Annotated in this window: 22 protein-coding genes; 6 read left to right on the top strand and 16 right to left on the bottom strand. The window is 72.9% G+C overall.

What is annotated here, in order from left to right; all coding sequences use genetic code 11:
- Positions 1–203: 203 nt before the first annotated feature.
- The 4 genes from ACZ3X1_RS05070 (at position 204) to ACZ3X1_RS05055 (ending at position 3,244) form a co-directional block, all read left to right on the top strand.
- On the top strand, positions 204–1,277 hold the full coding sequence (locus ACZ3X1_RS05070; protein WP_356815196.1) for a M4 family metallopeptidase: 1,074 nt from the start codon (positions 204–206) through the stop codon (positions 1,275–1,277).
- A 9-nt stretch (positions 1,278–1,286) separates the two neighbouring features.
- Positions 1,287–1,556, top strand: coding sequence for a protealysin inhibitor emfourin (locus ACZ3X1_RS05065; protein WP_390076871.1), 270 nt, complete (start codon positions 1,287–1,289; stop codon positions 1,554–1,556).
- 27 nt (positions 1,557–1,583) lie between these two features.
- The gene (locus ACZ3X1_RS05060) at positions 1,584–2,411 is read left to right on the top strand and encodes a GNAT family N-acetyltransferase (protein WP_390076873.1); all 828 of its coding nucleotides are present in this window, start codon (positions 1,584–1,586) and stop codon (positions 2,409–2,411) included.
- A 143-nt stretch (positions 2,412–2,554) separates the two neighbouring features.
- Complete coding sequence (locus ACZ3X1_RS05055; RefSeq protein WP_467276716.1) at positions 2,555–3,244, top strand: SAM-dependent methyltransferase; 690 nt, start codon at positions 2,555–2,557, stop codon at positions 3,242–3,244.
- Positions 3,245–3,483: 239 nt separating this feature from the next.
- Here ACZ3X1_RS05055 and era read toward each other — a convergent pair whose 3' ends face one another.
- From era to hrcA, 14 genes are all read right to left on the bottom strand, one after another.
- A complete protein-coding gene (era, locus tag ACZ3X1_RS05050; RefSeq protein WP_031145754.1) occupies positions 3,484–4,434 on the bottom strand; it encodes a GTPase Era in 951 nt (316 codons plus the stop codon).
- Positions 4,435–4,818: 384 nt separating this feature from the next.
- On the bottom strand, positions 4,819–6,132 hold the full coding sequence (locus ACZ3X1_RS05045) for a WxL domain-containing protein (protein WP_467276714.1): 1,314 nt from the start codon (positions 6,130–6,132) through the stop codon (positions 4,819–4,821).
- Between the two features lie 336 nt (positions 6,133–6,468).
- Complete coding sequence (locus tag ACZ3X1_RS05040; protein ID WP_356813315.1) at positions 6,469–6,825, bottom strand: cytidine deaminase; 357 nt, start codon at positions 6,823–6,825, stop codon at positions 6,469–6,471.
- Positions 6,826–6,885: 60 nt separating this feature from the next.
- The gene (locus ACZ3X1_RS05035) at positions 6,886–7,239 is read right to left on the bottom strand and encodes an MmcQ/YjbR family DNA-binding protein (RefSeq protein WP_467276712.1); all 354 of its coding nucleotides are present in this window, start codon (positions 7,237–7,239) and stop codon (positions 6,886–6,888) included.
- Complete coding sequence (locus tag ACZ3X1_RS05030; protein ID WP_356813313.1) at positions 7,236–8,540, bottom strand: hemolysin family protein; 1,305 nt, start codon at positions 8,538–8,540, stop codon at positions 7,236–7,238. Before ACZ3X1_RS05030 ends, ACZ3X1_RS05035 begins: the two co-directional genes overlap by 4 nt.
- Entirely contained in the window at positions 8,537–9,034 is a 498-nt protein-coding gene (gene ybeY / locus ACZ3X1_RS05025) for an rRNA maturation RNase YbeY (RefSeq protein ID WP_356813312.1), read from the bottom strand. The genes ACZ3X1_RS05030 and ybeY overlap by 4 nt, the downstream gene beginning before the upstream one ends.
- Positions 9,035–9,047: 13 nt before the next feature.
- Entirely contained in the window at positions 9,048–10,088 is a 1,041-nt protein-coding gene (locus ACZ3X1_RS05020; RefSeq protein WP_356813311.1) for a PhoH family protein, read from the bottom strand.
- A gap of 172 nt (positions 10,089–10,260) precedes the next feature.
- Entirely contained in the window at positions 10,261–11,355 is a 1,095-nt protein-coding gene (locus ACZ3X1_RS05015; protein WP_356813310.1) for a carbohydrate kinase family protein, read from the bottom strand.
- 177 nt (positions 11,356–11,532) lie between these two features.
- Positions 11,533–12,438 (bottom strand): ribonuclease Z, encoded by a 906-nt coding sequence (locus ACZ3X1_RS05010; RefSeq protein ID WP_362634806.1) that lies wholly within the window; start codon positions 12,436–12,438, stop codon positions 11,533–11,535.
- Positions 12,439–12,441: 3 nt separating this feature from the next.
- The gene (locus ACZ3X1_RS05005; protein WP_030027777.1) at positions 12,442–12,801 is read right to left on the bottom strand and encodes a histidine triad nucleotide-binding protein; all 360 of its coding nucleotides are present in this window, start codon (positions 12,799–12,801) and stop codon (positions 12,442–12,444) included.
- A 79-nt stretch (positions 12,802–12,880) separates the two neighbouring features.
- Complete coding sequence (locus ACZ3X1_RS05000) at positions 12,881–13,624, bottom strand: 16S rRNA (uracil(1498)-N(3))-methyltransferase (protein WP_467276699.1); 744 nt, start codon at positions 13,622–13,624, stop codon at positions 12,881–12,883.
- A complete protein-coding gene (locus ACZ3X1_RS04995) occupies positions 13,621–14,712 on the bottom strand; it encodes a nitronate monooxygenase (protein WP_467276696.1) in 1,092 nt (363 codons plus the stop codon). Before ACZ3X1_RS04995 ends, ACZ3X1_RS05000 begins: the two co-directional genes overlap by 4 nt.
- Positions 14,713–14,868: 156 nt before the next feature.
- Positions 14,869–16,008: a molecular chaperone DnaJ gene (dnaJ, locus tag ACZ3X1_RS04990; RefSeq protein ID WP_030649843.1), complete on the bottom strand. Its 1,140-nt coding sequence runs from the start codon at positions 16,006–16,008 to the stop codon at positions 14,869–14,871.
- Positions 16,009–17,025, bottom strand: a complete 1,017-nt coding sequence (hrcA, locus tag ACZ3X1_RS04985; protein WP_030649845.1) for a heat-inducible transcriptional repressor HrcA — start codon at positions 17,023–17,025, stop codon at positions 16,009–16,011.
- Between the two features lie 152 nt (positions 17,026–17,177).
- Between hrcA and ACZ3X1_RS04980 the strand changes: the two genes are divergently transcribed.
- Together ACZ3X1_RS04980 and ACZ3X1_RS04975 are read left to right on the top strand one after the other, a co-directional pair.
- Entirely contained in the window at positions 17,178–17,921 is a 744-nt protein-coding gene (locus ACZ3X1_RS04980; protein WP_467276689.1) for an MBL fold metallo-hydrolase, read from the top strand.
- 10 nt (positions 17,922–17,931) lie between these two features.
- The gene (locus tag ACZ3X1_RS04975) at positions 17,932–18,741 is read left to right on the top strand and encodes a DUF3097 domain-containing protein (RefSeq protein ID WP_356813305.1); all 810 of its coding nucleotides are present in this window, start codon (positions 17,932–17,934) and stop codon (positions 18,739–18,741) included.
- A 13-nt stretch (positions 18,742–18,754) separates the two neighbouring features.
- Here the strand turns inward: ACZ3X1_RS04975 and hemW are convergent, their stop codons facing one another.
- Positions 18,755–19,987, bottom strand: coding sequence for a radical SAM family heme chaperone HemW (gene hemW / locus ACZ3X1_RS04970; RefSeq protein ID WP_356813304.1), 1,233 nt, complete (start codon positions 19,985–19,987; stop codon positions 18,755–18,757).
- 212 nt (positions 19,988–20,199) lie between these two features.
- Positions 20,200–22,092 carry an AMP-dependent synthetase/ligase gene (locus ACZ3X1_RS04965; protein ID WP_356813303.1) on the bottom strand — a complete coding sequence of 631 codons (1,893 nt, stop codon included), beginning with the start codon at positions 22,090–22,092 and terminating at the stop codon, positions 20,200–20,202.
- Positions 22,093–22,266 lie beyond the last annotated feature (174 nt).

Here is a 22,266-nt window from a genome sequence, read left to right as displayed (position 1 = left end):
CAAGACCCGAGCGTCCGATTTGCACCAAATGTGAGCCAAGCCTCGTTCGCCGGGTCCAGGTCGGGGCGATCCCCCGAAAGACCCCTCGGAGCGGCCGTGCGATCACACCAGGCACGTTTCTGCAGCGGGGGGACGTGACACAACCGAATGAATCATGGTTGCACCTAGTGACAGCGAGGTGACGCGGTGCCACATTGCCGGGCATGGATGCCTCCCACACTCACCGCTTCCCCGTCTTCTGCACGGTCGTGCCGCCGCACCTCCTCGACAAGGCCGCACTGTCCGGCAACACCCGGCGCGCCGACCTCGCCCAGCGCACCCTCGAACGCGACTCCCTGCTGCGCACCCGGCGCCGCGTCACCGCCGTGCGCGGGATCGTGCCCACGCTCGCCGCGCCCGCCGGGGACGACCCTCAGCGGACGATCTTCGACGCCCAGCACCGCACGCAGCTCCCCGGGACGAAGGTCCGCGAGGAGGGCGACCCGCTGAGCAAGGACGCCACCGTGAACCGCGCCTACGCGGGACTCGGGGCGACGTACGAGCTGTTCCTGAAGGGCTTCGGGCGCCGCTCGATCGACGATTCCGGACTCCCGCTGGAAGCCAGCGTCCACTACGGCGAGGACTACAACAACGCCTTCTGGGACGGCCGGCAGATGGTCTTCGGCGACGGGGACGGGGACCTCTTCCTCGATTTCACCGTGTCGGTGGACGTCATCGGGCACGAGTTGACGCACGGCGTCACCCAGTACACGGCGAACCTGCGCTACCGCGGCCAGTCGGGTGCCCTGAACGAGTCCATGTCGGACGTCTTCGGCTCCCTGATCAAGCAGTACTCGCTGGAGCAGACGGCCGAGGAGGCCGACTGGCTGATCGGCGCCGGGCTGCTCGGCCCCGACGTGACCGGGGTCGCGTTGCGCTCGATGAAGGCGCCGGGCACGGCGTACGACGACGACGAGCTCGGCAAGGACCCGCAGCCGGCCACCATGGACGACTACGTGAACACCCACAGCGACAACGGCGGCGTCCACATCAACTCGGGCATCCCCAACCACGCCTTCTACATCGCGGCGACCGAGCTCGGCGGCAAGGCCTGGGAGCGGGCCGGACAGATCTGGTACGACACCCTGACCGGCGGGGACCTCACCCCGAAGGCGGACTTCGCGGACTTCGCCCGGCTCTCGACGGCGGCCGCCGCCACCCGGTACGGGGACGGCGGGGCGGAGCACCAGGCCCTTCAGAAGGCGTGGTCGGCCGTGGGCGTCCCGCTGGCGGGGTAGAGGGCTCCCATGCGGATTCAGGTGGTGAGGACGGGCGGCTTCGCGGGCATCGAGCGCCGGGCCGAGGTGGACACCGCGGGCCTGGCGGACGAGGAGGAATGGAAGGCCCTGGCCCAGCTCGCCCTGCGGCCCGGTCCGCCGGGCGACCCGGCGGACCGGGTGCGGGACGGCTTCTCGTACCGGATCACGGTGGACGGGCGGACGGTCTCCTGCGCCGAGCCGCGCCTGTCGGAGGCCCAGCGGGCGCTGATCTCACGGGTCCTGAAAGAAGGTGCCTGAGGGACGCCCTTGCGCTTGGATGACCGGATGACCAATCACATGATCGATCCGATGCTGTCCGAGCTGGAGCGGTACTACGACGCGGTGCCGCGGGTGGGCGGGGCCCGGGCCGAGGACTTCGGGCCGCTGACCCTGTTCGTCCAGGAGGGCTCGGGCTGGCCGTTCTACGCGCGGCCCGCGCTCGGCGGCTCCGACGCGAGCGCCGCCGACGTGCAGCGGGTGCTCGCCCGCCAGCGCGAACTCGGCGTGCCCGAGGCCTTCGAGTGGGTCGCCGAGACCAGCCCCGCGCTGCGCGCCGCCGTGGAGGCGGCGGGGCTCCACGTCCACGCGCACCCGCTGATGGTGCTGGAGGCCGGCGAAGAGCTGCCCCCGCACCCGGAGGTGCGGCTGCTCGACGCCGAGGACCCCCTGCTGGCCGCCGCGGTGGCGGTCCCTGGGCTGGCCTTCGCCGCCCCGGGGACCGCCGTCGGCGAGGCCGGCCCGGCAGAGCTGGCGGCTGCGGCGGCGGACCCGGCGGCGGAGCCGCACCGGGCGAACGTCTCGGCGAAGCTCGCCGCGGGCACCTCGGGGATGGCCGCGGCGGTGCGGGACGGCGTGGTCCTGTGCTCGGGCATGTTCAACCCGGTCGGCGACGTCGCCGAGGTGGTGGGCGTCGGCACCCTCCCGTCGGCCCGCCGCCAGGGCCTGGCCCTCGGGGTCACCGCGGCCCTCGTCGCGCAGGCCCGCGAGCGGGGCGCCCGTACGGTCTTCCTCTCGGCCGGCGACGAGGACGTGGCCCGGATCTATGCCCGCGCCGGCTTCCGCCGGGTGGCCACGGCCCTGATCGCCGAGCCGCCGGCGGAGCCCGCGGCGTGAGCGACCGGTTCCGGCTGCCGCGGGGGCGGCCGGCACCGTTCTGACCGCACGGCCCTGTTTGCCGGGTCGGCAACAAGGTTTGCCAGTCGGGGTGGGGCGGGCGCAGCATCGGTGGCACGAGACGCCGAGCGGAAGAGGCCCCCATGTCGAAGCACGACCACCACGCGCACCAGCACGCGCACGCGAACACGCCGGAGAACGAGAACGGCCCGGTCGCCGGCGGCGAGGAGTTCTGGGACGAGCGCTACAGCGAGAGCGCCCGCATCTGGAGCGGCAATCCGAACGCCCTCCTGGTCCGTGAGACCCAGGACCTCGCCCCCGGCCGGGCCCTCGACCTCGGCTGCGGGGAGGGCGCCGACACCGTCTGGCTGGCCCGCCGCGGGTGGCGGGTCACCGCCACCGACATCTCGAAGGTGGCTCTCGCCCGCGCGGCCGAGCACGCCGACGAGGCCGGGGTCGCCGACCTCGTCGACTGGCAGCGGCACGACTTCGCGCAGTCCTTCCCCGAGGGGGAGTTCGACCTCGTCTCGGCGTGCTTCCTGCACAGCTACGGCGAGTTCCCGCGCGAGCGGATCCTGCGCAGGGCCGCCGCCGCGGTGGCCCCCGGCGGGACCCTCCTCGTGGTGGGCCACGCGGGAGGGCCGTCGTGGAACCCGGACGTCCACGCGGACATGCACTTCCCGAACCCGGAGGAGGTCCTCGCGCAGCTGGAGCTGCCGGAGGGCGGCTGGGAGGTCCTGACCGCGGCGGAGCACGTCCAGCCCATGACCGACCCCGAGGGCCGGCCCGGGACCCGCCCCGACAACGTGCTGACGGTCCGGCGCCTTGCCTAAGGGCTGTCCCGTAACCCCCGGTGGATCAGCGCGCGGCGTCAGATGCGGTGCATCGCAAGGCGGAGGAGCGTGCTGATACTGGGCGTATCCGGGCGTTCCGACAACGCGGCGAGGTGCCGTGGCTGTCGTCGTGCGCCCGCCGGGTCACGGGACAGCCCTTAGGGGGTGCCCTGTCGATCAGGCCGTATCACGCGAGCCCGGCAAGATCGGCGAGGCACCCACTGGAGCGTGTCCGCCGGTCAGAAGCCGAGCTTGCGGAGCTGCTTGGGGTCCCGCTGCCAGTCCTTGGCGACCTTCACGTGGAGGTCGAGGAAGACGGGGGTCCCGAGCAGCGCCTCGATGTGCTTGCGCGACTTCATCCCGACCTCCTTCAGGCGGGAGCCCTTCGGGCCGATGATGATGCCCTTCTGGCTCGGCCGCTCGATGTAGACGTTGGCGTGGATGTCGAGCAGCGGGCGGTCCGCCGGGCGGTTCTCGCGCGGGATCATCTCCTCGACGACGACCGCGATGGAGTGCGGGAGCTCGTCGCGCACGCCTTCCAGCGCGGCCTCGCGGATCAGCTCCGCGACCATGACCATCTCGGGCTCGTCGGTGAGGTCGCCCTCCGGGTACAGCGGCGGGCTCTCCGGCAGCAGCGGCGCGATCAGGTCGGCCAGCAGCTGGACCTGGCTGTCGCCGACCGCCGAGACGGGGACGATCTCGGCCCACTCGAAGCCCAGCTCCTCGGCGAGCTGGTGGACGGCGATGAGCTGCTCGCCCACCACCTTGGACTCGACCAGGTCGGTCTTGGTGATGATGGCGATCTTGGGGGTCTTCTTGATCCCCGCGAGCTCCTTGGCGATGAACTTGTCGCCGGGGCCCAGCTTCTGGTCGGCCGGCAGGCAGAAGCCGATGACGTCGACCTCGGCCCAGGTGGTGCGCACGATGTCGTTGAGGCGCTCGCCGAGCAGGGTGCGCGGCTTGTGCAGGCCGGGCGTGTCGACGAGGACGAGCTGGGCGTCGGGGCGGTGCACGATGCCGCGGACGGTGTGGCGGGTGGTCTGCGGCCGGTTGGAGGTGATCGCGACCTTGGTGCCCACGAGTGCGTTGGTGAGGGTCGACTTGCCGGCGTTGGGACGGCCGACGAAGCAGGCGAAGCCCGCACGGTGCGGGGCGGTGGACTCGGGGGAACGATCGCTCATACGGGCCATTCTCCCCGATGCGGCTCCCAGCGCCGACCAGACCAGTGCGACGACGGCCGGCACGGGCGCGAGCGGCGGGTGCCCGGCGTGGGCCGCACGGCCCTGAGCTGTGGTTCCGTCGGCCCGCGCATGCACCGTGACCTGTGCCCATTCCGTGTCGGGCAGGCCGTCCCAACGGGTTGCGAGGCGCACTTCCTGACCCGGCAGCAGTTCGGCGGGCAGCCCGGTGAGCCCGCGGCCGAGCAGCCGGCGGCCGAGCGCGCCGGAGGCGGTGAGGCCGGCGCGGGGCCGGGGGGTGGCGTTGCCGGTGTTGTGGAGGGTGTACGAGATCTCCGCGGCGGCGCCGTTTCGGCCCGGCCCCCCGCGCCTCGATCGCCGGCGAGGCTGAACACGTCACGACAGGGTCAGCGTCAGGACCGCCGTGTAGGCGCCCGGCGGGGTGTACGGCGGGACGTGCAGGGCAACCGTCGCGTCGATGGTGAAGGTGCCGCCGACCAGCGGGCCGTCCGGGGTGGAGGCCAGGAGCGCGCCCTGCGGGCCGACGACGCCCGCGCTGCCCGGCGTACAGGTACTCCGGCTGCCCGGGGCCGCCACGCAGGACGGGGTCCAGGACAGGGACGCGCCCGGGATGCGCATCCCGCCCGGTCCGGTGAAGACGGTGGCCTTGCCGGTCAGGGACCAGCCTGCCGGGCCGCCGCGGGCGTCGGTGACGGTCACGGTGCCGATCCGGCCGGGGGCGGCTCCCCCGTCGCCGTACGGGACCGTGCCGAGGGTGATGTCCCGGCCCGCCTGGGTCATGCCGAGCGCGCCCGGTTCGACGGTGGCGGTGACCTTCTGGGTGGCGGACGCCGGCGGGGCGGCGTCGACGACCGTGTACGCGGCCGGGCCGGAGCCCTGCCGCGCGGACCAGGCCGCGCCCTCGTACGCGACGACGGCGGTGGTCGTTCGGTCCGTGACCGGCAACTCCAGGACGGCCGTACCCAGGTCGTCGGCGGTGGCGCTCACCCGGTCGGCGGTCTGGGCGGCGCCGGCCCGCCCTGCGACGGTCACGGCCGCGCCCGGGGGGAATCCGGCGGCGGTGACCCCGACCCCGGCACCGGGCCTACCGTGGGCGGCGGCGAGGAACACGCTGCGCAGGTTGGCCGTGGGCAGTTCGGTGGCGGTGAGGCGGGCGGAGACGGGGGCCGCGGACGGGTCGGAGGCGGGGCCGGCGGCGGTGCAGGTGGTGTCGAGGTCCGCCGGGTGGCCGGTGTGCAGGGTGTAGGGGCCCGGGGCCAGGGTGATCTCGCCGGGCGCGGTGACGGTGAAGGTGCCGGTCATGGTCACGGCGGGCAGGGGCGCGCCGGCCGGGACGGGGTCGTTGCGCTCGGCGCCGACGACGGTGACCTCGCCGCTCTGGGCGCCCGCCAGGAGGATCCGGCCGGTCGGGGTGAGCACGTCGGCGGGGAGTTCGCCGCCGGCCCCGCCGGCCGGGTTCCGGGCCGGGGTCCTGACCACCTGGTAGGTCACGGTGACGGTGTCGCCGACGCGGGGTGCCGGGTCGTCCACGGTGATCCGGGCGGTGGTCGGCCCGTCGGCGGGCGGGAGTCCGGCCTCCTGGGGCGCCAGGCACTGCGTGGGGAACTCCACCTGTCCCGGGGGCGTCTCCCCCTCGGCCGCGGCGGGTGCGCCGAGTGTGCCTGCGGCCGTGGCCGCGAGTGCGGCCACGGCGACCGCCGCCGGCCATCTACGGTTCCGCGCCCGTGTTCGCACTGCCCGCCCCCTGGTTTTCTCGCGCCGAGCCCCGCGCAGGGGGCCATTCACGAGCGGGCGGCGGGAGAAGTCAATGCGGGGGCCCGGCATCAACTGATGGCCCATCAGGGGATGACAGCGTGGCACCGCCGCCCCCGGTGGCCCGGAACGTACGCCGGTGGGCCGTCGGGCCCACCCCCGGGGCCGCCTGCACGTGCTTGCGCAGCGGCTGCGGCGGCGCCCCCTGGGGCGAGGCCGGCAGGGTGGCGCCGCAGGAACGGAAAACGGCCCCGGGCGGGGCTGGATGGGCGGCTACGACCCGGCGGGGGTCGTGGACCTCAGGGTGCCGTCCGGAGCCGCCAGGAGGACCGGGGTGTCCGGGCCGCCGAGGTCGCGGACGGCTGCGCGGTCGGCCTCCGCCGGAGCCTCGGCCGCGCTCACGACGGCCGCGGCCTCCAGGGAGCGAGCACCGCTGGCCACGGCCATCGCGACCGCGGTCTGCAGCGCGCTCAGCTTCAGGGAGTCGAGCTCCACCGTCCCGGCGACGTACGTCCGTCCCGTCTCGTCCCGTACCGCCGCCCCCTCGGGCACCCCGTTGCGGGCCCGGGCGCTGCGCGCCAGCGTGATGATCTTGCTGTCCTCGGGGTCGATCCCGGTGCTCTCCGTCATGGTCGAAAGCATAGGGAGCGCCGCTGCCCGGCCGTGCAACGACCCCGCCGCGGACCGGGATCAGGGCCGGTCGAGCTTCAGGCGCTCCGCGCGCGGCAGCCCCGCGACCACCAGGTCGTACGAGTCCTCGACGAGCTCGCGCAGTATCGCGTCGGGGATCCCGCCCACGGTCACCGTGTTCCAGTGCCGCTTGTTCATGTGGTAGCCCGGCGCGATCGCCTCGTGCTCCTCGCGCAGCCGCACCGCCAGCTCCGGTTCGCACTTGAGGTTGATCTTCAGCGGCTCGGCGTCCAGCGCGCTGAGTGCGAACATCTTGCCCTTCACCTTGAACACCGAGGTCTCGGGCGTGAAGGGGAACTCCTCCACCGCCGCGTTGAAGCCCAGCAGGAACTCCCGCAGCTGCGCCGGGGTCATTCCCCCTCCTCCCCCGCGGCACCCGCCGCGGCCACCGGTTCCACCAGTACGGTCACGATCTTGTTCCGCCGGCCCGCCGGCGATTCGGCCGTCAGCCGCAGCGGCCGCCCGTCGGGCAGGTCGACCATCGCCGAGGCTCCCGCGATCGGTACCCGCCCCAGCGCCTTCGCCAGCAGCCCGCCGACCGTCTCGACGTCCTCGTCGTCGAACGCCTCGACCTTGAAGAGCTCGCCGAGGTCGGTGATGTCGAGGCGCGCCGTGACCCGGTAGCGGTCCTGGCCCAGGTCCTCGACCGGCGGGAGCTCCCGGTCGTACTCGTCCGTGATCTCGCCGACGATCTCCTCGAGGATGTCCTCGATGGTGACGATGCCGGCCGTGCCGCCGTACTCGTCGATCACGACGGCCACGTGGTTGCGCACCTGCTGCATCTCGCGCAGCAGGTCGCCCGCGTTCTTGGTGTCCGGCACGAAGACGGCCGGCCGCATCGCCGTCGACACCAGGTCGGCCTCGGCCTCACGGCTGATGTGCGTCTTGCGGACCAGGTCCTTCAGGTAGACGATCCCGACGATGTCGTCCTCGTTCTCCCCGGTGACCGGGATGCGCGAGAAGCCCGACCGCAGGGCGAGCGTGGTCGCCTGACGGACCGTCTTGTAGCGCTCGATGCAGACCAGGTCGGTGCGCGGCACCATCACCTCGCGCACGAGCGTGTCGCCCAGTTCGAAGACCTGGTGCACCATCCGGCGCTCGTCGTCCTCGATGAGCGATTCCTTCTCGGCGAGGTCGACCATCGCCCGCAGCTCGGCCTCGGAGGCGAAGGGTCCCTTGCGGAAGCCCTTGCCGGGCGTGAGCGCGTTGCCGACGAGGATCAGCAGCTGCGGGACCGGTCCCATGATCCTGGCGAGCGGTACGAGGACGTACGCGGCCGCCGTCGCCGTGTTCAGCGGGTGCTGGCGGCCGATCGTACGCGGGGAGACGCCCACGGCGACGAAGGAGACCAGCACCATCACGGCGATGGCCGCGAGCAGGGCGGTCCAGTTCTCGCCGAACTCGTCGAGGCACACGTAGGTGACGAGCACCCCGGCCGCCATCTCGCAGGTGACGCGGACCAGCAGCGCCACGTTGAGGTAGCGGGTGGGGTCGCCGGCCACCTGGGCGAGCTTCTCGCTGCCGCGCCTGCCCTCCCGTACGGCCTGTTCGGCACGGAAGATCGAGATGCGGGCGATGCCGGACTCCGCGCACGCCGCGAACCAGGCCACGACCACCAGCAGCACCGCGCCGGTGATCAGTTGCGGGGCGCTCACGAGACGGTGGGAGCCGGGGACGGGCCGGTCAGCCCGCGCTCACTGCGCCAGCCGTCCACGATGGCCGCCTGGAGGCCGAACATCTCGGCCTTCTCGTCCGGCTCCTCGTGGTCGTAGCCGAGCAGGTGCAGCACCCCGTGGACGGTCAGGAGCTGGAGCTCCTCGTCCATGGAGTGCTGCGTCGGGGCTTCCTCACCCTGCTTCTTCGCGACCTCGGGGCAGAGCACGATGTCGCCGAGGAGCCCCTGCGGGGGCTCCTCTTCGTCCTTGGTCGGCGGACGGAGCTCGTCCATCGGGAAGGACATGACGTCGGTGGGGCCCGGCAGGTCCATCCACTGGATGTGGAGCTGCTCCATCGCGTCCTCGTCGATGACGATGACGGAGAGCTCCGAGAGCGGGTGGATCCGCATCCGGGTGAGCGCGTAGCGGGCGATGTCGAGGATCGCCTGCTCGTCGACCTCGGTTCCGGACTCGTTGTTGACGTCGATCGACATGGTGCGCTGGGGTCTACTTCCGCTGGTAGCCGGTGGCGGCCTGCTGGCCGTCGTCGTACTTCTCGTACGCGTCGACGATACGGCCGACCAGCTTGTGCCGGACGACATCCTCGGACGTGAGCCTGGAGAAGTGGATGTCCGGTACCCCGTCGAGGATTTCCTGGACCTGGCGCAGACCGCTCCTGGCCCCGCCGGGAAGGTCGATCTGGGTGATGTCACCGGTGATCACGATCTTCGAGTCGAAGCCGAGCCGGGTCAGGAACATCTTCATCTGCTCGGTGGTCGTGTTCTGGGCCTCGTCGAGGACCACGAACGCGTCGTTGAGCGTGCGTCCGCGCATGTAGGCCAGCGGCGCGACCTCGATCGTGCCCGCCGCCATCAGCCTCGGGATGGAGTCGGGGTCGAGCATGTCGTGCAGCGCGTCGTAGAGCGGGCGCAGGTACGGGTCGATCTTGTCGAAGAGGGTGCCCGGCAGGAAGCCGAGCCGCTCCCCCGCCTCGACGGCGGGCCTGGTCAGGATGATCCGGCTGACCTGCTTGGACTGCAGGGCCTGGACCGCCTTGGCCATGGCGAGGTAGGTCTTTCCGGTACCGGCGGGGCCGATGCCGAAGACGATCGTGTTCTTGTCGATCGCGTCGACGTACCGCTTCTGGTTGAGGGTCTTGGGCCGGATGGTGCGGCCGCGGCTGGAGAGGATGTTCTGGGTGAGTACCTCGGCGGGCGTCTCGGGCCCGTCGCCGTTGCCGTTCGAGCTCGCCCTGAGCATGGCGATCGAGCGTTCCACTGCGTCCTCCGTCATCGGCTGCCCGGTGCGGAGCACCAGCATCATCTCGTCGAACAGTCGCTGGATCAGGGCGACTTCCGCCGCTTCTCCGATCGCGCTGACCTGATTGCCCCGAACATGGATGTCGGCCTTCGGGAAGGCCTTCTCGATCACGCGCAACAGGGCGTCGCCCGAGCCGAGCACCGTCACCATCGGGTGCGTCGCCGGTACGGTGAAGTGCGCTCGCGCCTGCCCCGGCGCGGGGATGTGGGCTGTCGGTGTCTGAGTCATGGGCCGGCACTGTGGCCTGCGCATACCTCCCGCTGAGGGGCCGCGCCGATCGACGACCTCCGGAGTACCAAGCGTACGTCGCCGCCGCTGCTTCCCCGAGAGGTTTTACCCGCCGCCCGCGCCGCCGCCCGCGCCGCCGCCCGCGCCGCCGCCCGGCTCCGCGCTCCCCCGGCTACGCGGAGTGCCGGAAGCCGATGGTCGGCACGGCTCTGCGCCGGGCGGCCGGTGTGGCGGCCGACGGGATCAGGTCGTCCAGGAAGCCGTAGCGGCCGCGCAGCGCGTGCGGGGCGGCCCGCCACCAGTGGGCGACCTCCGGCCAGCCGGGGGCCGACAGGGAGCCTCCGAACTCCTGGACCGACAGGGCGGCGGTCAGCCCGGCGAAGGCCAGCCGGTCCGCCAGCGGCCAGCCCGCCAGGGTCCCGGTGACGAAGCCCGCCACGTACACGTCCCCCGCCCCCGTGGGGTCCAGGGCGTCGACGGCGATGCCGGGGACGTGCGCGGTCTCCCCGGTGCGCCCGTCCACCGCGTACGAGCCCTCGGGGCCCATGGTCACCACCGCGATCGGCACCTTCTCGGCCAGTGCGCGGGCCGCCGCCCGGGGGCATTCGGTGCGCGTGTACCGCATCGCCTCGCCGGCGTTCGGCAGGAAGGCCTCGCAGTGCTCCAGGTCTGCCAGGGCCCCCAGGTCCCAGCGCCCGCTCTCGTCCCAGCCCACGTCCGCGAAGACCCGCGAGCCGCGCCGGGCTGCCTCGCCGATCCACTCCTCGCCGCGGCCGGGCCCCAGCGAGGCCACGGCGGCGCGGGCCCGCGGCGGGCACTGCGGGACGGGCCCGGGGCCCGCCGGCGGAGGGGCCTCGTGGCCGTGGGAGACCATCGTGCGCTCCCCCTCGTACGCCATCGAGACCGTGACCGGACTGTGCCAGCCCGGGATGATGCGCGACATGGACAGGTCGATGCCCTCGCCCTGCTCCAGAGCGTCCCAGCAGTACTCGCCGTAGTGGTCGTCCCCGAAGGCCGCGGCGAGCGAGGTGCGCAGGCCGAGCCGGGCCAGGGCGGTGGCCATGTTGGCGACGCCGCCGGGGCTGGAGCCCATGCCTCGCGCCCAGGACTCCGTACCGCGCACGGGCGCCGAGTCGAGGCCGGTGAAGATGATGTCGAGGAAGACCGTTCCGGTCAGGAAGACGTCGCAGCCCGGCTCCTCCGGGTCGCGCAGCGGACCGAGCGGGTCCAGGGCTGCGGTGCGGCTGTCGAGGTCCCCACTGGCCACGGTGGTCTCCCCTGCTGATCTCGAAGGGTCGTTTCTCGGTGAAAGCTGCCAGGCCTTCCCGCCCGGGCGCGATCAAAACCCAGTGTGGCGCAGGTCACCTCGAACATGCCCTCCGAACCGATCATCGACAACCCGCGGGGGCGGCCCGGGGCGGCGCGCTCCCCCTGGCCGCCCGCGTCAGCCCCGCTTCGGCAGCGGCACCCGCATCAGGTCCGCGGCCACGGTGAGTTCCCCTTCGAAGCCCGCCGCCCGCGCCTGGCGTTCGAACTCGGTCGGATCGGTGTAGCGCTGCGAGAAGTGCGTCAGCACGAGGTGGCGCACCCCCGCGTCCCGCGCCGCCCGCGCCGCCTGGCCGGCGGTGAGGTGCCCGTGGTCGGTGGCCAGCCGTTCGTCCTCGTCGAGGAAGGTCGACTCGATCACCAGCATGTCGCAGCCGTCGGCGAGCTCGTCCACGCCGGGGCAGAGCCGGGTGTCCATGACGAAGGCGAAGCGCTGCCCGGGCCTGGGCTCGCTGACGTCCTCCAGCGTGACCCCGCCGAGCCGCCCCTCCCGCTGGATCCGGCCCACGTCGGGTCCCTTGATCCCGTGCCGGGCGAGCTGTTCGGGCACCATCCGGCGCCCGTCGGGCTCGGTGATCCGGTAGCCGAAGGACTCCACCGGGTGCGAGAGCCGCCGGGTCTCCAGGACGTATGAGGCCCCGCGCGCCACCGGCCCGTCTTCGGACACCGGCTCTTCGAGCAGCGGCACGGTCTCCCGGTAGGCCGTGGCGTACCGCAGCCGGTCGAAGAACTTCTGCCCCGACGCCGGGTAGTGCGCGGCGACGGGGTGCGGGACCTGGTCGAGGTTGATCCGCTGGATCACCCCGGCGAGGCCGAGGCTGTGGTCGCCGTGGAAGTGGGTGACGCAGATCCTGTTGATGTCGTGCGCGGCCACCCCGGCACGCAGCATCTGGCGCTGCGTGCCCTCGCCCGGGTCGAAGAGGATGCCCTCGCCGTCCCAGCGCAGCAGGTAGCCGTTGTGGTTGCGGTGGCGGGTGGGCACCTGGCTGGCGGTGCCCAGCACCACGAACTCCCTGACGGACACGTGCTACCCCGGGGGCCACTGGAGGCCGCGGCCGCCCAGGACGTGCGCGTGGGCGTGCCAGACGGTCTGCCCGGCGCCGGAGCCCGTGTTGAAGACGATCCGGTAACCGTGGTCGTCGATCTTCTCGTCGGCGGCGACCTGTGCGGCCTCACGCAGTATGTCGGCGGCGACGCCCGGCTCGGCGGCCGCGAGGGAGGCCGCGTCGGGGTAGTGCACCTTGGGGATGACGAGCACGTGCGTGGGCGCTTGCGGGTTGATGTCCCGGAAGGCGACGGTGGTCTCGGTCTCCCGGACCACCGTCGCCGGGACGGCACCCTCGACGATCTTGCAGAACAGGCAGTCGGCCTGCGGTTCCCCGGCCATTGCTCACCCTCCCGTGATGTTGATCGGTGCGGGCATCGTATCCAGCCGGGCGCCCGCGGCGGGCGTGCATTTCGGCCGGTCAGGCCCAGCGTCCGGTACGGGCCAGCAGGACCGCCGTGGCCGCGGTGCCGGCGGTGGAGGTCCGCAGGACGGAACGGCCCAGCCGGTAGGGGTGCGCGCCGGCCGCGGCGAAGACCTCCAGCTCCTCCGGGGAGACCCCGCCTTCCGGGCCGACCACGAGGACGACGGAACCGGAGGCGGGCAGCTCGGCCGTGGCCAGGGCCTGCGACGGGGTGTCGCGGTCCTCGTGCAGGACCATCGCCAGGTCGGCGCCGGCCAGCAGCGCCGCGACCTGCTTGGTGGACATGGCCTCGGCCACCTCCGGGAAGCGGACCCGGCGGGACTGCTTGCCCGCCTCCCGGGCCGTGGCCCGCCACTTGGCGAGGGACTTGGCGCCGCGGTCGCCGCGCCACTGCGTGATGCAGCGCGAGGCCTGCCAGGGCACGATCGCGTCCACGCCGGTCTCGGTCATGGTCTCGACGGCCAGCTCGCCCCGGTCCCCCTTGGGCAGGGCCTGGACCACGGTGATGCGGACCGCGGGCTCCTCCTCCCGCCCGGCCGAGGCGACCGCGACGACGAGCCGGTCCTTGCCCTCGGCCGCCTTGACGACCGCCTCCGCCCAGCCGCCCCGGCCGTCCGTCAGGACGACCCGCTCGCCCGGGTTCAGCCGTTTCACGGACACGGCATGCCGGCCCTCCGGGCCGTCCAGGACGAACTCCGCCCCCGTGGGGACCTCTGCGACCACGAACACCGGGGCCGTCATGACGCACTCCTCATCTGCATGTCCTTCAACGTGCTCTGTGCCTCGGCCAGTTCCGCCGCCAGCACCTCCACCAGCTGCGCCGCCGGCAGCGCCCGTGCGAGCCGGTGCCCCTGGCCCGCCCACAGGGCCATGCCCTGCGGGTCGCCGGCCGCGGCGGCCGCCTTGCGCAGCCCCGAGGTCAGGTGGTGGACCTGGGGGTAGGCGGCCGGGGCGTAGGGGCCGTGCTCCCGCACGAAGCGGTTGACCAGCCCCCGCGCCGGCCTCCCGGAGAAGGCCCGGGTCAGCTCCGTCCGCACGAAGAGCGGGTCGGTCAGCGCCTTCTTGTGCACGGGGTCCGCACCCGACTCCGGACAGACCAGGAAGGCCGTCCCGAGCTGCGCCGCCGCCGCGCCGGCCGCCAGCAGTGCGGCGATCTGCGCGCCGCGCATGACGCCGCCCGCCGCGATGATCGGCAGGGCCACGGCCTCCCGTACCTGCGCCACCAGCGCGAGCAGTCCCACGGCAGCGGTGCCGTCGATCTGCGGGTCGTCGCGGTGGGTGCCCTGGTGGCCGCCGGCCTCGACGCCCTGGACGCAGACGGCGTCGGCCCCCGCCCGCTGGGCGCTGCGGGCCTCCTCCACGGAGGTCACCGTGACGACGGTGTACGTACCGGCCTTGCGCAGGGCGGCGAGGGCCGCGGAGTCCGGGCAGCCGAAGGTGAACGACACGACCGGGACCGGGTCTTCGAGGAGGATGGCGAGCTTGGCGTCGTAGCCGTCGTCGCTGGTGCCGATGATGTCCTCCTCGGCGAGCGAGATCTCGTACCAGCTGGCCTCGCCGGCCAGCTGCCCGCGGTACGCCTCCACCGCGGCCGGGTCGACGTACCCGGTCTGCGGCATGGAGAGGTTGACGCCGAAGTGGCGCCGGGTGAGCGCGCGCACCTGCTTGATCTCCTGGTACATCCCGTCGGCGGTCTTGTAGCCCCCGGCCAGGAACCCCAGCCCGCCCGCCTCGCACACGGCGGCGACGAGCGGCGGGCAGGAGGCGCCGCCCGCCATGGGGGCCTGCACGATCGGGTGGGAGGAGAGACCGTTCGCCGCGGTGGACATGGACTGCATCGTGCCACGTCCGGCCCATGGGGCCGAATCACCGCATTCGCCTGGCATAGTCCCCTTCCCGGCGGGCCCGCGGCCGGCTGCGGGCCACGCGAAGAGCCCGGCCGGGGGATCCCCCCTGCCGGGCTCGAAGCGGTGCACGCCCTTCGGTCAGCGACCGTTGAACGCGTCCTTCAGACGGCTGAACAGGCCCTGCTGGCCCGGCGCGAACTGGCCCATGGGCCGCTCCTCGCCGCGCAGCTTCGCCAGCTGGCGCAGCAGCTCCTCCTGCTGGGCGTCCAGCTTGCCCGGGGTGGTGACCTCGACGTGGACGATCAGGTCACCGCGCCCGCCGCCGCGCAGGTGCGTGACGCCGCGCCCGTGCAGCGGGATCGCCTGGCCGGACCCGGTGCCGGGCCGGATGTCGATCTCCTCCAGGCCGTCGAGCGTCTCCAGCGGGCATTTGGTGCCCAGCGCGGCCGCCGTCATGGGGATGGTGACCGTGCAGTGCAGGTCGTCCCCGCGCCGCTGGAAGGTCGGGTGCGCCAGCTCGTGGATCTCCACGTACAGGTCGCCGGCGGGACCGCCGCCGGGGCCGACCTCGCCCTCGCCCGCGAGCTGGATCCGGGTGCCGTTCTCGACACCGGCCGGGATCTTGACCGTGAGGCTGCGGCGGGAGCGGACCCGGCCGTCGCCCGCGCACTCGTGGCACGGGGTCGGGACGACGGTGCCGAAGCCCTGGCACTGCGGGCAGGGCCGCGAGGTCATGACCTGGCCCAGGAAGGACCGGGTGACCTGCGAGACCTCACCGCGGCCGCGGCACATGTCACACGTCTGCGCCGAGGTGCCGGGGGCGGCACCCTCACCGGAGCAGGTGGTGCAGACGACGGCCGTGTCGACCTGGATGTCCTTGGTCGTCCCGAAGGCCGCCTCGTCCAGCTCCAGGTCCAGGCGGATCATGGCGTCCTGGCCGCGGCGGGTACGCGAGCGCGGACCGCGCTGCGAGGCCTGGCCGAAGAAGGCGTCCATGATGTCGGAGAAGTTGCCGAAGCCGCCCGCTCCGAAGCCGCCGGCCCCACCGCCACCGCCCGAGGAGGACAGCGGGTCGCCCCCGAGGTCGTAGACCTGCTTCTTCTGCGGGTCCGAGAGCACCTCGTAGGCCGCGTTGATCTCCTTGAAGCGCTCCTGCGTCTTCGGGTCCGGATTCACGTCCGGGTGAAGTTCACGCGCGAGGCGCCGGAAGGCCTTCTTGATCTCGTCCTGCGATGCGTCGCGGCGTACGCCGAGAACGGCGTAGTAGTCGGTGGCCACTTACGACTCCGCCAGGATCTGTCCGACGTAACGTGCCACTGCGCGTACCGCTCCCATCGTTCCGGGGTAGTCCATGCGGGTCGGTCCGACCACGCCGAGTTTGGCGACCGTTTCGCCGCCCGAACCGTAACCGACCGAGACGACCGACGTGGAGTTGAGCCCCTCGTAGGCGTTCTCGTGCCCGATCCTTACGGCCATTCCCGACTCATTGGCCTCGCCGAGCAGCTTGAGGAGCACGACCTGCTCCTCCAGCGCCTCCAGCACCGGCCTGATCGTCAGGGGGAAATCGTGTCCGAAGCGGGTGAGATTGGCGGTACCGCCGATCATCAGCCGCTCCTCCGCCTCCTCGACCAGGGTTTCGAGGAGGGTCGACAGCACGGTGGAGACCGTGCCGCGGTCGTCGGCCTCGAAGGATTCCGGGAGGTCCTGGACGAGCGGGGGGACGTCGGTGAAGCGCCGGCCGACGACCCTGCTGTTGAGCCGGGCCCGCAGGTCGGCGAGCGAGGCCTCGCTGAAGGGGCTCGGGCAGTCGACGAGCCGCTGCTCGACGCGTCCGGTGTCCGTGATCAGTACGAGCATCAGACGCGCGGGGGCGAGCGAGAGCAGCTCCACGTGCCGGACGGTCGACCGGGTCAGGCTCGGGTACTGCACGACCGCGACCTGCCGGGTGAGCTGCGCGAGCAGCCGCACCGTACGGCCCACGACGTCGTCGAGGTCGACGGCTCCGTCGAGGAAGTTCTGGATGGCCCGGCGCTCGGGCGTCGACAACGGCTTGACCCCCGCCAGCTTGTCGACGAAGAGGCGGTAGCCCTTGTCGGTGGGGATCCGGCCGGCGCTGGTGTGGGGCTGGGCGATGTAGCCCTCTTCCTCCAGCACCGCCATGTCGTTGCGCACGGTGGCGGGCGAGACGCCGAGCCGGTGCCGCTCGGTGAGCGCCTTGGAGCCGACCGGCTCCTCCGTCCCGACGTAGTCCTGGACGATGGCGCGCAGCACTTCGAGTCTGCGTTCGCTGAGCATGCGCACACCTCCAGCGTGATCCGTTGCCGTGTTCTGCCGAGTTCTGGCGTTCGTTGGCACTCTGTCCGTTCGAGTGCCAAGAATCCCCCGCTCAGTGTACGGCCGGGTACGGAGACCCTGGCAAGGGAGGCCCGCCAGGGTAGCGTCGCGGCATGGACGTGCGATGGGAAGAGGCGGGCTGGGAACGGCTCACCGGACGGGCCGGCCGGCGGCGTCTGCCGGTGTGGGACTGCACGGTGGGACTGGTGGTGGGGGACGAGTCCGTCCTCCTGATCGACCCCGGTTCGAGCGTGCGCGAGGGCGCGCGGGTGCGGGCGGAGGCCGAGCGGCTGACGGGCCGGAGCGTGACCCATATCGCATTCACGCACGGTCATTTCGACCACGTGCTGGGAGCGTCCGCCTTCGCGGGGGTCGAGGTCTTCGGGGCGGTCGGACTGGACGCGCTGCTCGCGTCGGGCCGCGAGGAGCTGCGCGGGGACGCGGTGCGGCACGGGCTCGCGGAGGAGGAGGCGGCCGAGGCGGTGGACCAGCTGGTGCTGCCCGCCCATCCGGTCTCGGGCGAGTGGACGCTGGAGCTGGGCGGGGTGCAGGTGCTGCTGGCCAACGTGGGGCCCGGGCACACCGGGCACGACCTGGCCGTCTTCGTCCCGGGCGAGCGCGAGACGGTGTTCTGCGGGGACCTGGTGGAGGAGTCGGGCGAGCCGTCGGCCGGCCCGGACGCGGTGCCGCGGCAGTGGCCCGCCGCCCTGGACCGGCTGCTGTCGCTGGGCGGTGAGGACGCGCTGTACGTGCCGGGTCACGGAGCGGTGGTCACCGCTGGGTTCGTGCGTGCGCAACGCGCCACACCGGCGGCCCGTTCGGGCGTGTCGTTGCCGGGAGGCGCGCGGCTCTCCTAGTGTCGGCCGGATGCGCGAGTACTCCCCCGACCTGACCCCGCAGTGGAAGCGACCCAGGGCCGTGCCGGAGGTCGCCGCGGAACCGGACCTGGTGGTCGAGGTGGCGGGTACGGACTTCTGCGGCGCGGTGGTGGCCTGCGAGGCGGGCACGGTGACCCTGGAGGACCGCTTCGGCAAGCGCCGGGTGTTCCCGATGGAGCCGCGGGGCTTCCTGCTGGACGGCGCGGTGGTCACCCTGGTCCGCCCGCCCCGGGGCCCGTCGGCGCCGGCCCGTACGGCGTCGGGGTCGATCGCCGTCCCCGGCGCCCGGGCACGGGTGGCCCGTGCGGGCCGGATCTACGTCGAGGGCCGGCACGACGCCGAGCTGGTGGAGCGGGTCTGGGGCGACGACCTGCGCATCGAGGGCGTGGTGGTCGAGTACCTGGAGGGCGTCGACGACCTCCCGGCGGTGGTGGCGCAGTTCGGTCCGGCGCCCGACGCCCGGCTGGGGGTGCTGGTGGACCACCTGGTGCCGGGCTCGAAGGAGTCCCGTATCGCCGCCTCGGTGACCTCGCCGGACGTCCTGGTGGTGGGCCACCCCTACGTGGACGTCTGGCAGGCGGTGAAGCCGTCCGCGCTGGGCATCCCGGCGTGGCCGGTGGTCCCGCGCGGCCAGGACTGGAAGACGGGCGTCTGCAGGGCCCTGGGCTGGCCGGAGAACACCGGGGCCGCCTGGCAGCACATCCTGTCCCGGGTGGGCTCCTACAAGGACCTGGAGCCGACCCTGCTGGGCCGCGTGGAAGAACTGATCGACTTCGTCACGGCCGGCGGCGACGCCTGAAGGCGGCGCCTGGTCAGTCGACCAGGTCCCGGACCACGGCGTCGGCCAGCAGCCGCCCGCGCAGGGTCAGGACGGCCCGCCCCGCCTCGTACGGTCCGGACTCCAGGAGGCCGTCCGCGAGGGCCCTGCGGGAGGACGCGAGGCCGGCCGGGGCGAGCAGGGACAGCGGGACGCCGTCCACGAGGCGCAGCTCCAGCAGGATCCGCTCCACGCGGCGGTCCTCCTCCGACAGCAGCTCGCGCCCCGCTCCCGGGGAGCGGCCCTCCGCGAGGGCGGCGGCGTAGGCACCGGGGTGCTTGACGTTCCACCAGCGCACGCCGCCCACGTGCGAGTGCGCGCCCGGCCCGGCGCCCCACCAGTCGGCGCCGCGCCAGTACAGCTCGTTGTGCAGGCAGCGGCCGGCCTCCGAGGTGGCCCAGTTCGACACCTCGTACCAGGAGTAGCCGGCCTCGGCCATGACCTCGTCGGCGATCAGGTAGCGGTCGGCGTGGACGTCGTCGTCGGTCATGGGGACCTCGCCGCGGCGGATCCGGCGTGCCAGCTGCGTGCCCTCCTCGACGATCAGCGCGTAGGCGCTGACGTGGTCCGGGCCGGCCCCGAGGGCGGCGGAGAGGGAGTCCCGCCAGTCCTGGTCGCTCTCGCCGGGCGTGCCGTAGATCAGGTCGAGGTTGACGTGCTCGAAGCCCGCCGCGCGCGCCTCGGCGACGCACGCCTCGGGGCGCCCGGGCGTGTGGGTGCGGTCCAGGACCTTCAGGACGTGCTGCTTGGCGCTCTGCATGCCGAAGGAGATCCGGTTGAAGCCCCCGGCGCGCAGCTCGGCCAGGTACGCCGGGTCGACGGACTCCGGATTGGCCTCCGTGGTGATCTCGGCGCCGTCGGCCAGGCCGAACTCGTCCCGGATCGCCGCGAGCATCCGCACGAGGTCGGCGGCGGGCAGCAGCGTCGGCGTGCCGCCGCCGACGAAGACCGTGCGGACGGGCCGCGGGTCGTCGCCGAGGACCTTCCGTGCGAGGCGGACCTCGTCGATCAGGGTGTCGGCGTAGTTCTCGCGGGAGGCGAGCACGCCTCCGGTGCCCCGCAGCTCGGTGGCCGTGTAGGTGTTGAAGTCGCAGTACCCGCAGCGCGTGGCGCAGTACGGGACGTGCAGGTAGAACCCGAGCGGCCGCTCCCCCGCGCCCGCCAGGGCATGCGACGGCAGTGAGCCGTCTTCGGGCATGGGTTCACCGTCGGGGAGTGCGGAAGGCATGCCCCCATCATCCCGCACCCGGCACGTGGTCGGCCCCGCCGGGCACCACTGCGGCCCCGCCGGCGTTCCGGGCGCGGGGTCCGGGGCGGAGCCCCGGGGAGCGGACCCGCAGGGAAGCACGGCCCCGCAGCCCCGGCCCTCCCCGGGCCCGCCGGGGAGCAGCGGGGCCGCGGGGCGGGCCACCGCCCGGCCCGCCTGGCCCGCGGCAGGCGCTACGCCTCGCGCGACCCCTCGTACATCTCCTCGATCAGGTGCTTGAACTCACGCTCGACCACCGGCCGCTTCAGCTTCAGGCTGGGCGTGAGGTCGCCGTGCTCGACGTCCAGGTCGCGCGGCAGGATCCGGAACTTCTTGACCGTCTGCCACCGCTGGAGGCCCTCGTTCAGGGTCTGGACGTAGGTCTCGATCAGCCGGTTGGTCTCGGGCGCCGCCAGGACCTCCTTGTACGTCCGGCCCTCCAGCCCGTTCTCGGCCGCCCAGACCAGGATCGACGGCTCGTCGAGCGCGATCAGGGCGGTGCAGAAGTTCCGGTCGGCGCCGTGCACGACGATGGTCGACACGTACGGGCAGATCGCCTTGAACTGGCCCTCGATCTCGGCCGGGGCGACGTACTTGCCGCCCGAGGTCTTGATCAGGTCCTTCTTGCGGTCGGTGATGCGCAGGTAGCCGTCGGCCGACAGCTCTCCGATGTCGCCCGTGTGCAGCCAGCCGTCCGACTCCAGGACCTCGGCGGTCTTGTCCGGCTGCCTGTGGTAGCCCTGCATGATGCCGGGGCCGCGCAGCAGGACCTCGCCGTCGTCGGCGATGCGGACCTCGGTGCCGGGGAGCGGCTTGCCGACCGTGCCGGTGCGGTAGGCCTCGCCCGGGTTGACGAAGGAGGCCGCGCTGGACTCGGTCAGGCCGTAGCCCTCCAGGATGTGGACGCCCGCGCCGGAGAAGAAGAAGCCGATCTCGGGGGCCAGGGCGGAGGCACCGGAGACCGCGGCGCGCAGCTTGCCGCCGAAGGCGTCGCGGAGCTTGGAGTAGACGAGCGCGTCGGCGACCTTGTGCTTGGTGGTGAGCGCGAAGGGGGCGGTCGCGCGCCCGGTGCGGCGGAAGTTGTCCTGCGTGACCTTGGCGTACTCGCGGGCGACGCCGACCGACCACTGGAAGATCTTGTACTTGGCGCCGCCGCCGGCCCGGGCCTTGGCGGCCACGCCGTTGTAGACCTTCTCGAAGATGCGCGGAACGGCTGCCATGTAGGTCGGCTGGACCACCGGCAGGTTCTCGATGATCTTGTCGATGCGGCCGTCGACCGCGGTGACGTGCCCGGCCTCGATCTGCCCGGAGGTCAGCACCTTGCCGAAGACGTGGGCCAGCGGCAGCCACAGGTACTGGACGTCGTCCTTGCCGATCAGCCCGGTGGCGACCATGGCCTTGGCCATGTACGACCAGTTGTCGTGCGGCAGCCGGACGCCCTTGGGCCGGCCGGTGGTGCCGGAGGTGTAGATGAGGGTGGCGAGCTGCTCGGGGGTGATGGACGCGATGCGCTCCTCGACGGCCCCGGGGTGCTTGGCGAGGTACTCGCCGCCCTTGGCCTCCAGGTCGGCCAGCGAGAGCACCCAGCCCTCCGGGTCGCCCTCGGCGGCGACCGCGTCGGCGGCCTCCAGCACCACGACGTGGCGCAGCCCCGGCAGGTCGGCGCGGCGCTCGCGCGCCTTCGCCAGCTGCGCGGCGTCCTCGGCGATGAGGACCCGGCTCTCGGAGTCCGCGAGGATGAACGCCGACTCGTCCGCGTTGGTGCTGGGATAGATCGTGGTGACCGCGCCGCCGGCGCACATCACGCCGAGGTCGGAGAGGATCCACTCGACGCGGGTGTTGGAGGCGAGCGCGACGCGTTCCTCCGTTTCGAGGCCGAGGGAGATCAGGCCGGCCGCGATGGCGAAGACCCGCTCGGCCGCCTGGCTCCAGCTCAGCGACTTCCAGTCGTCTGTGGCGCCCTTGCCGCCGGCCGCGGGCACCGGGTACCGGTAGGCCTCCGCGTTCGGCGTCGCTGCGACGCGCTCAAGGAAGAGCACCGCCACGGTGGGCGGGCGGTTCTCGAGATAGGTCTGTGTGTCGCTCACGACATCCTCCGGACCGAACCACGCGGGCAGTGCGTGGGCGTGGGGCGCTGGGGGCGCTTGGGACTGGCGGGTTTGCAGCCGTTGACTTTTTAAACTGGCGAGTAACCGTCGAGCAGTGATCAGACTAGAGCGCGTCCGGCGTGCGCGTAAGAGTTGGCGAGCGGCCGCTTCATA

The sequence above is a fragment of the Streptomyces sp. NPDC023541 genome (assembly GCF_055559995.1).
This window is presented reverse-complemented; position numbering and strand designations above follow the sequence as displayed.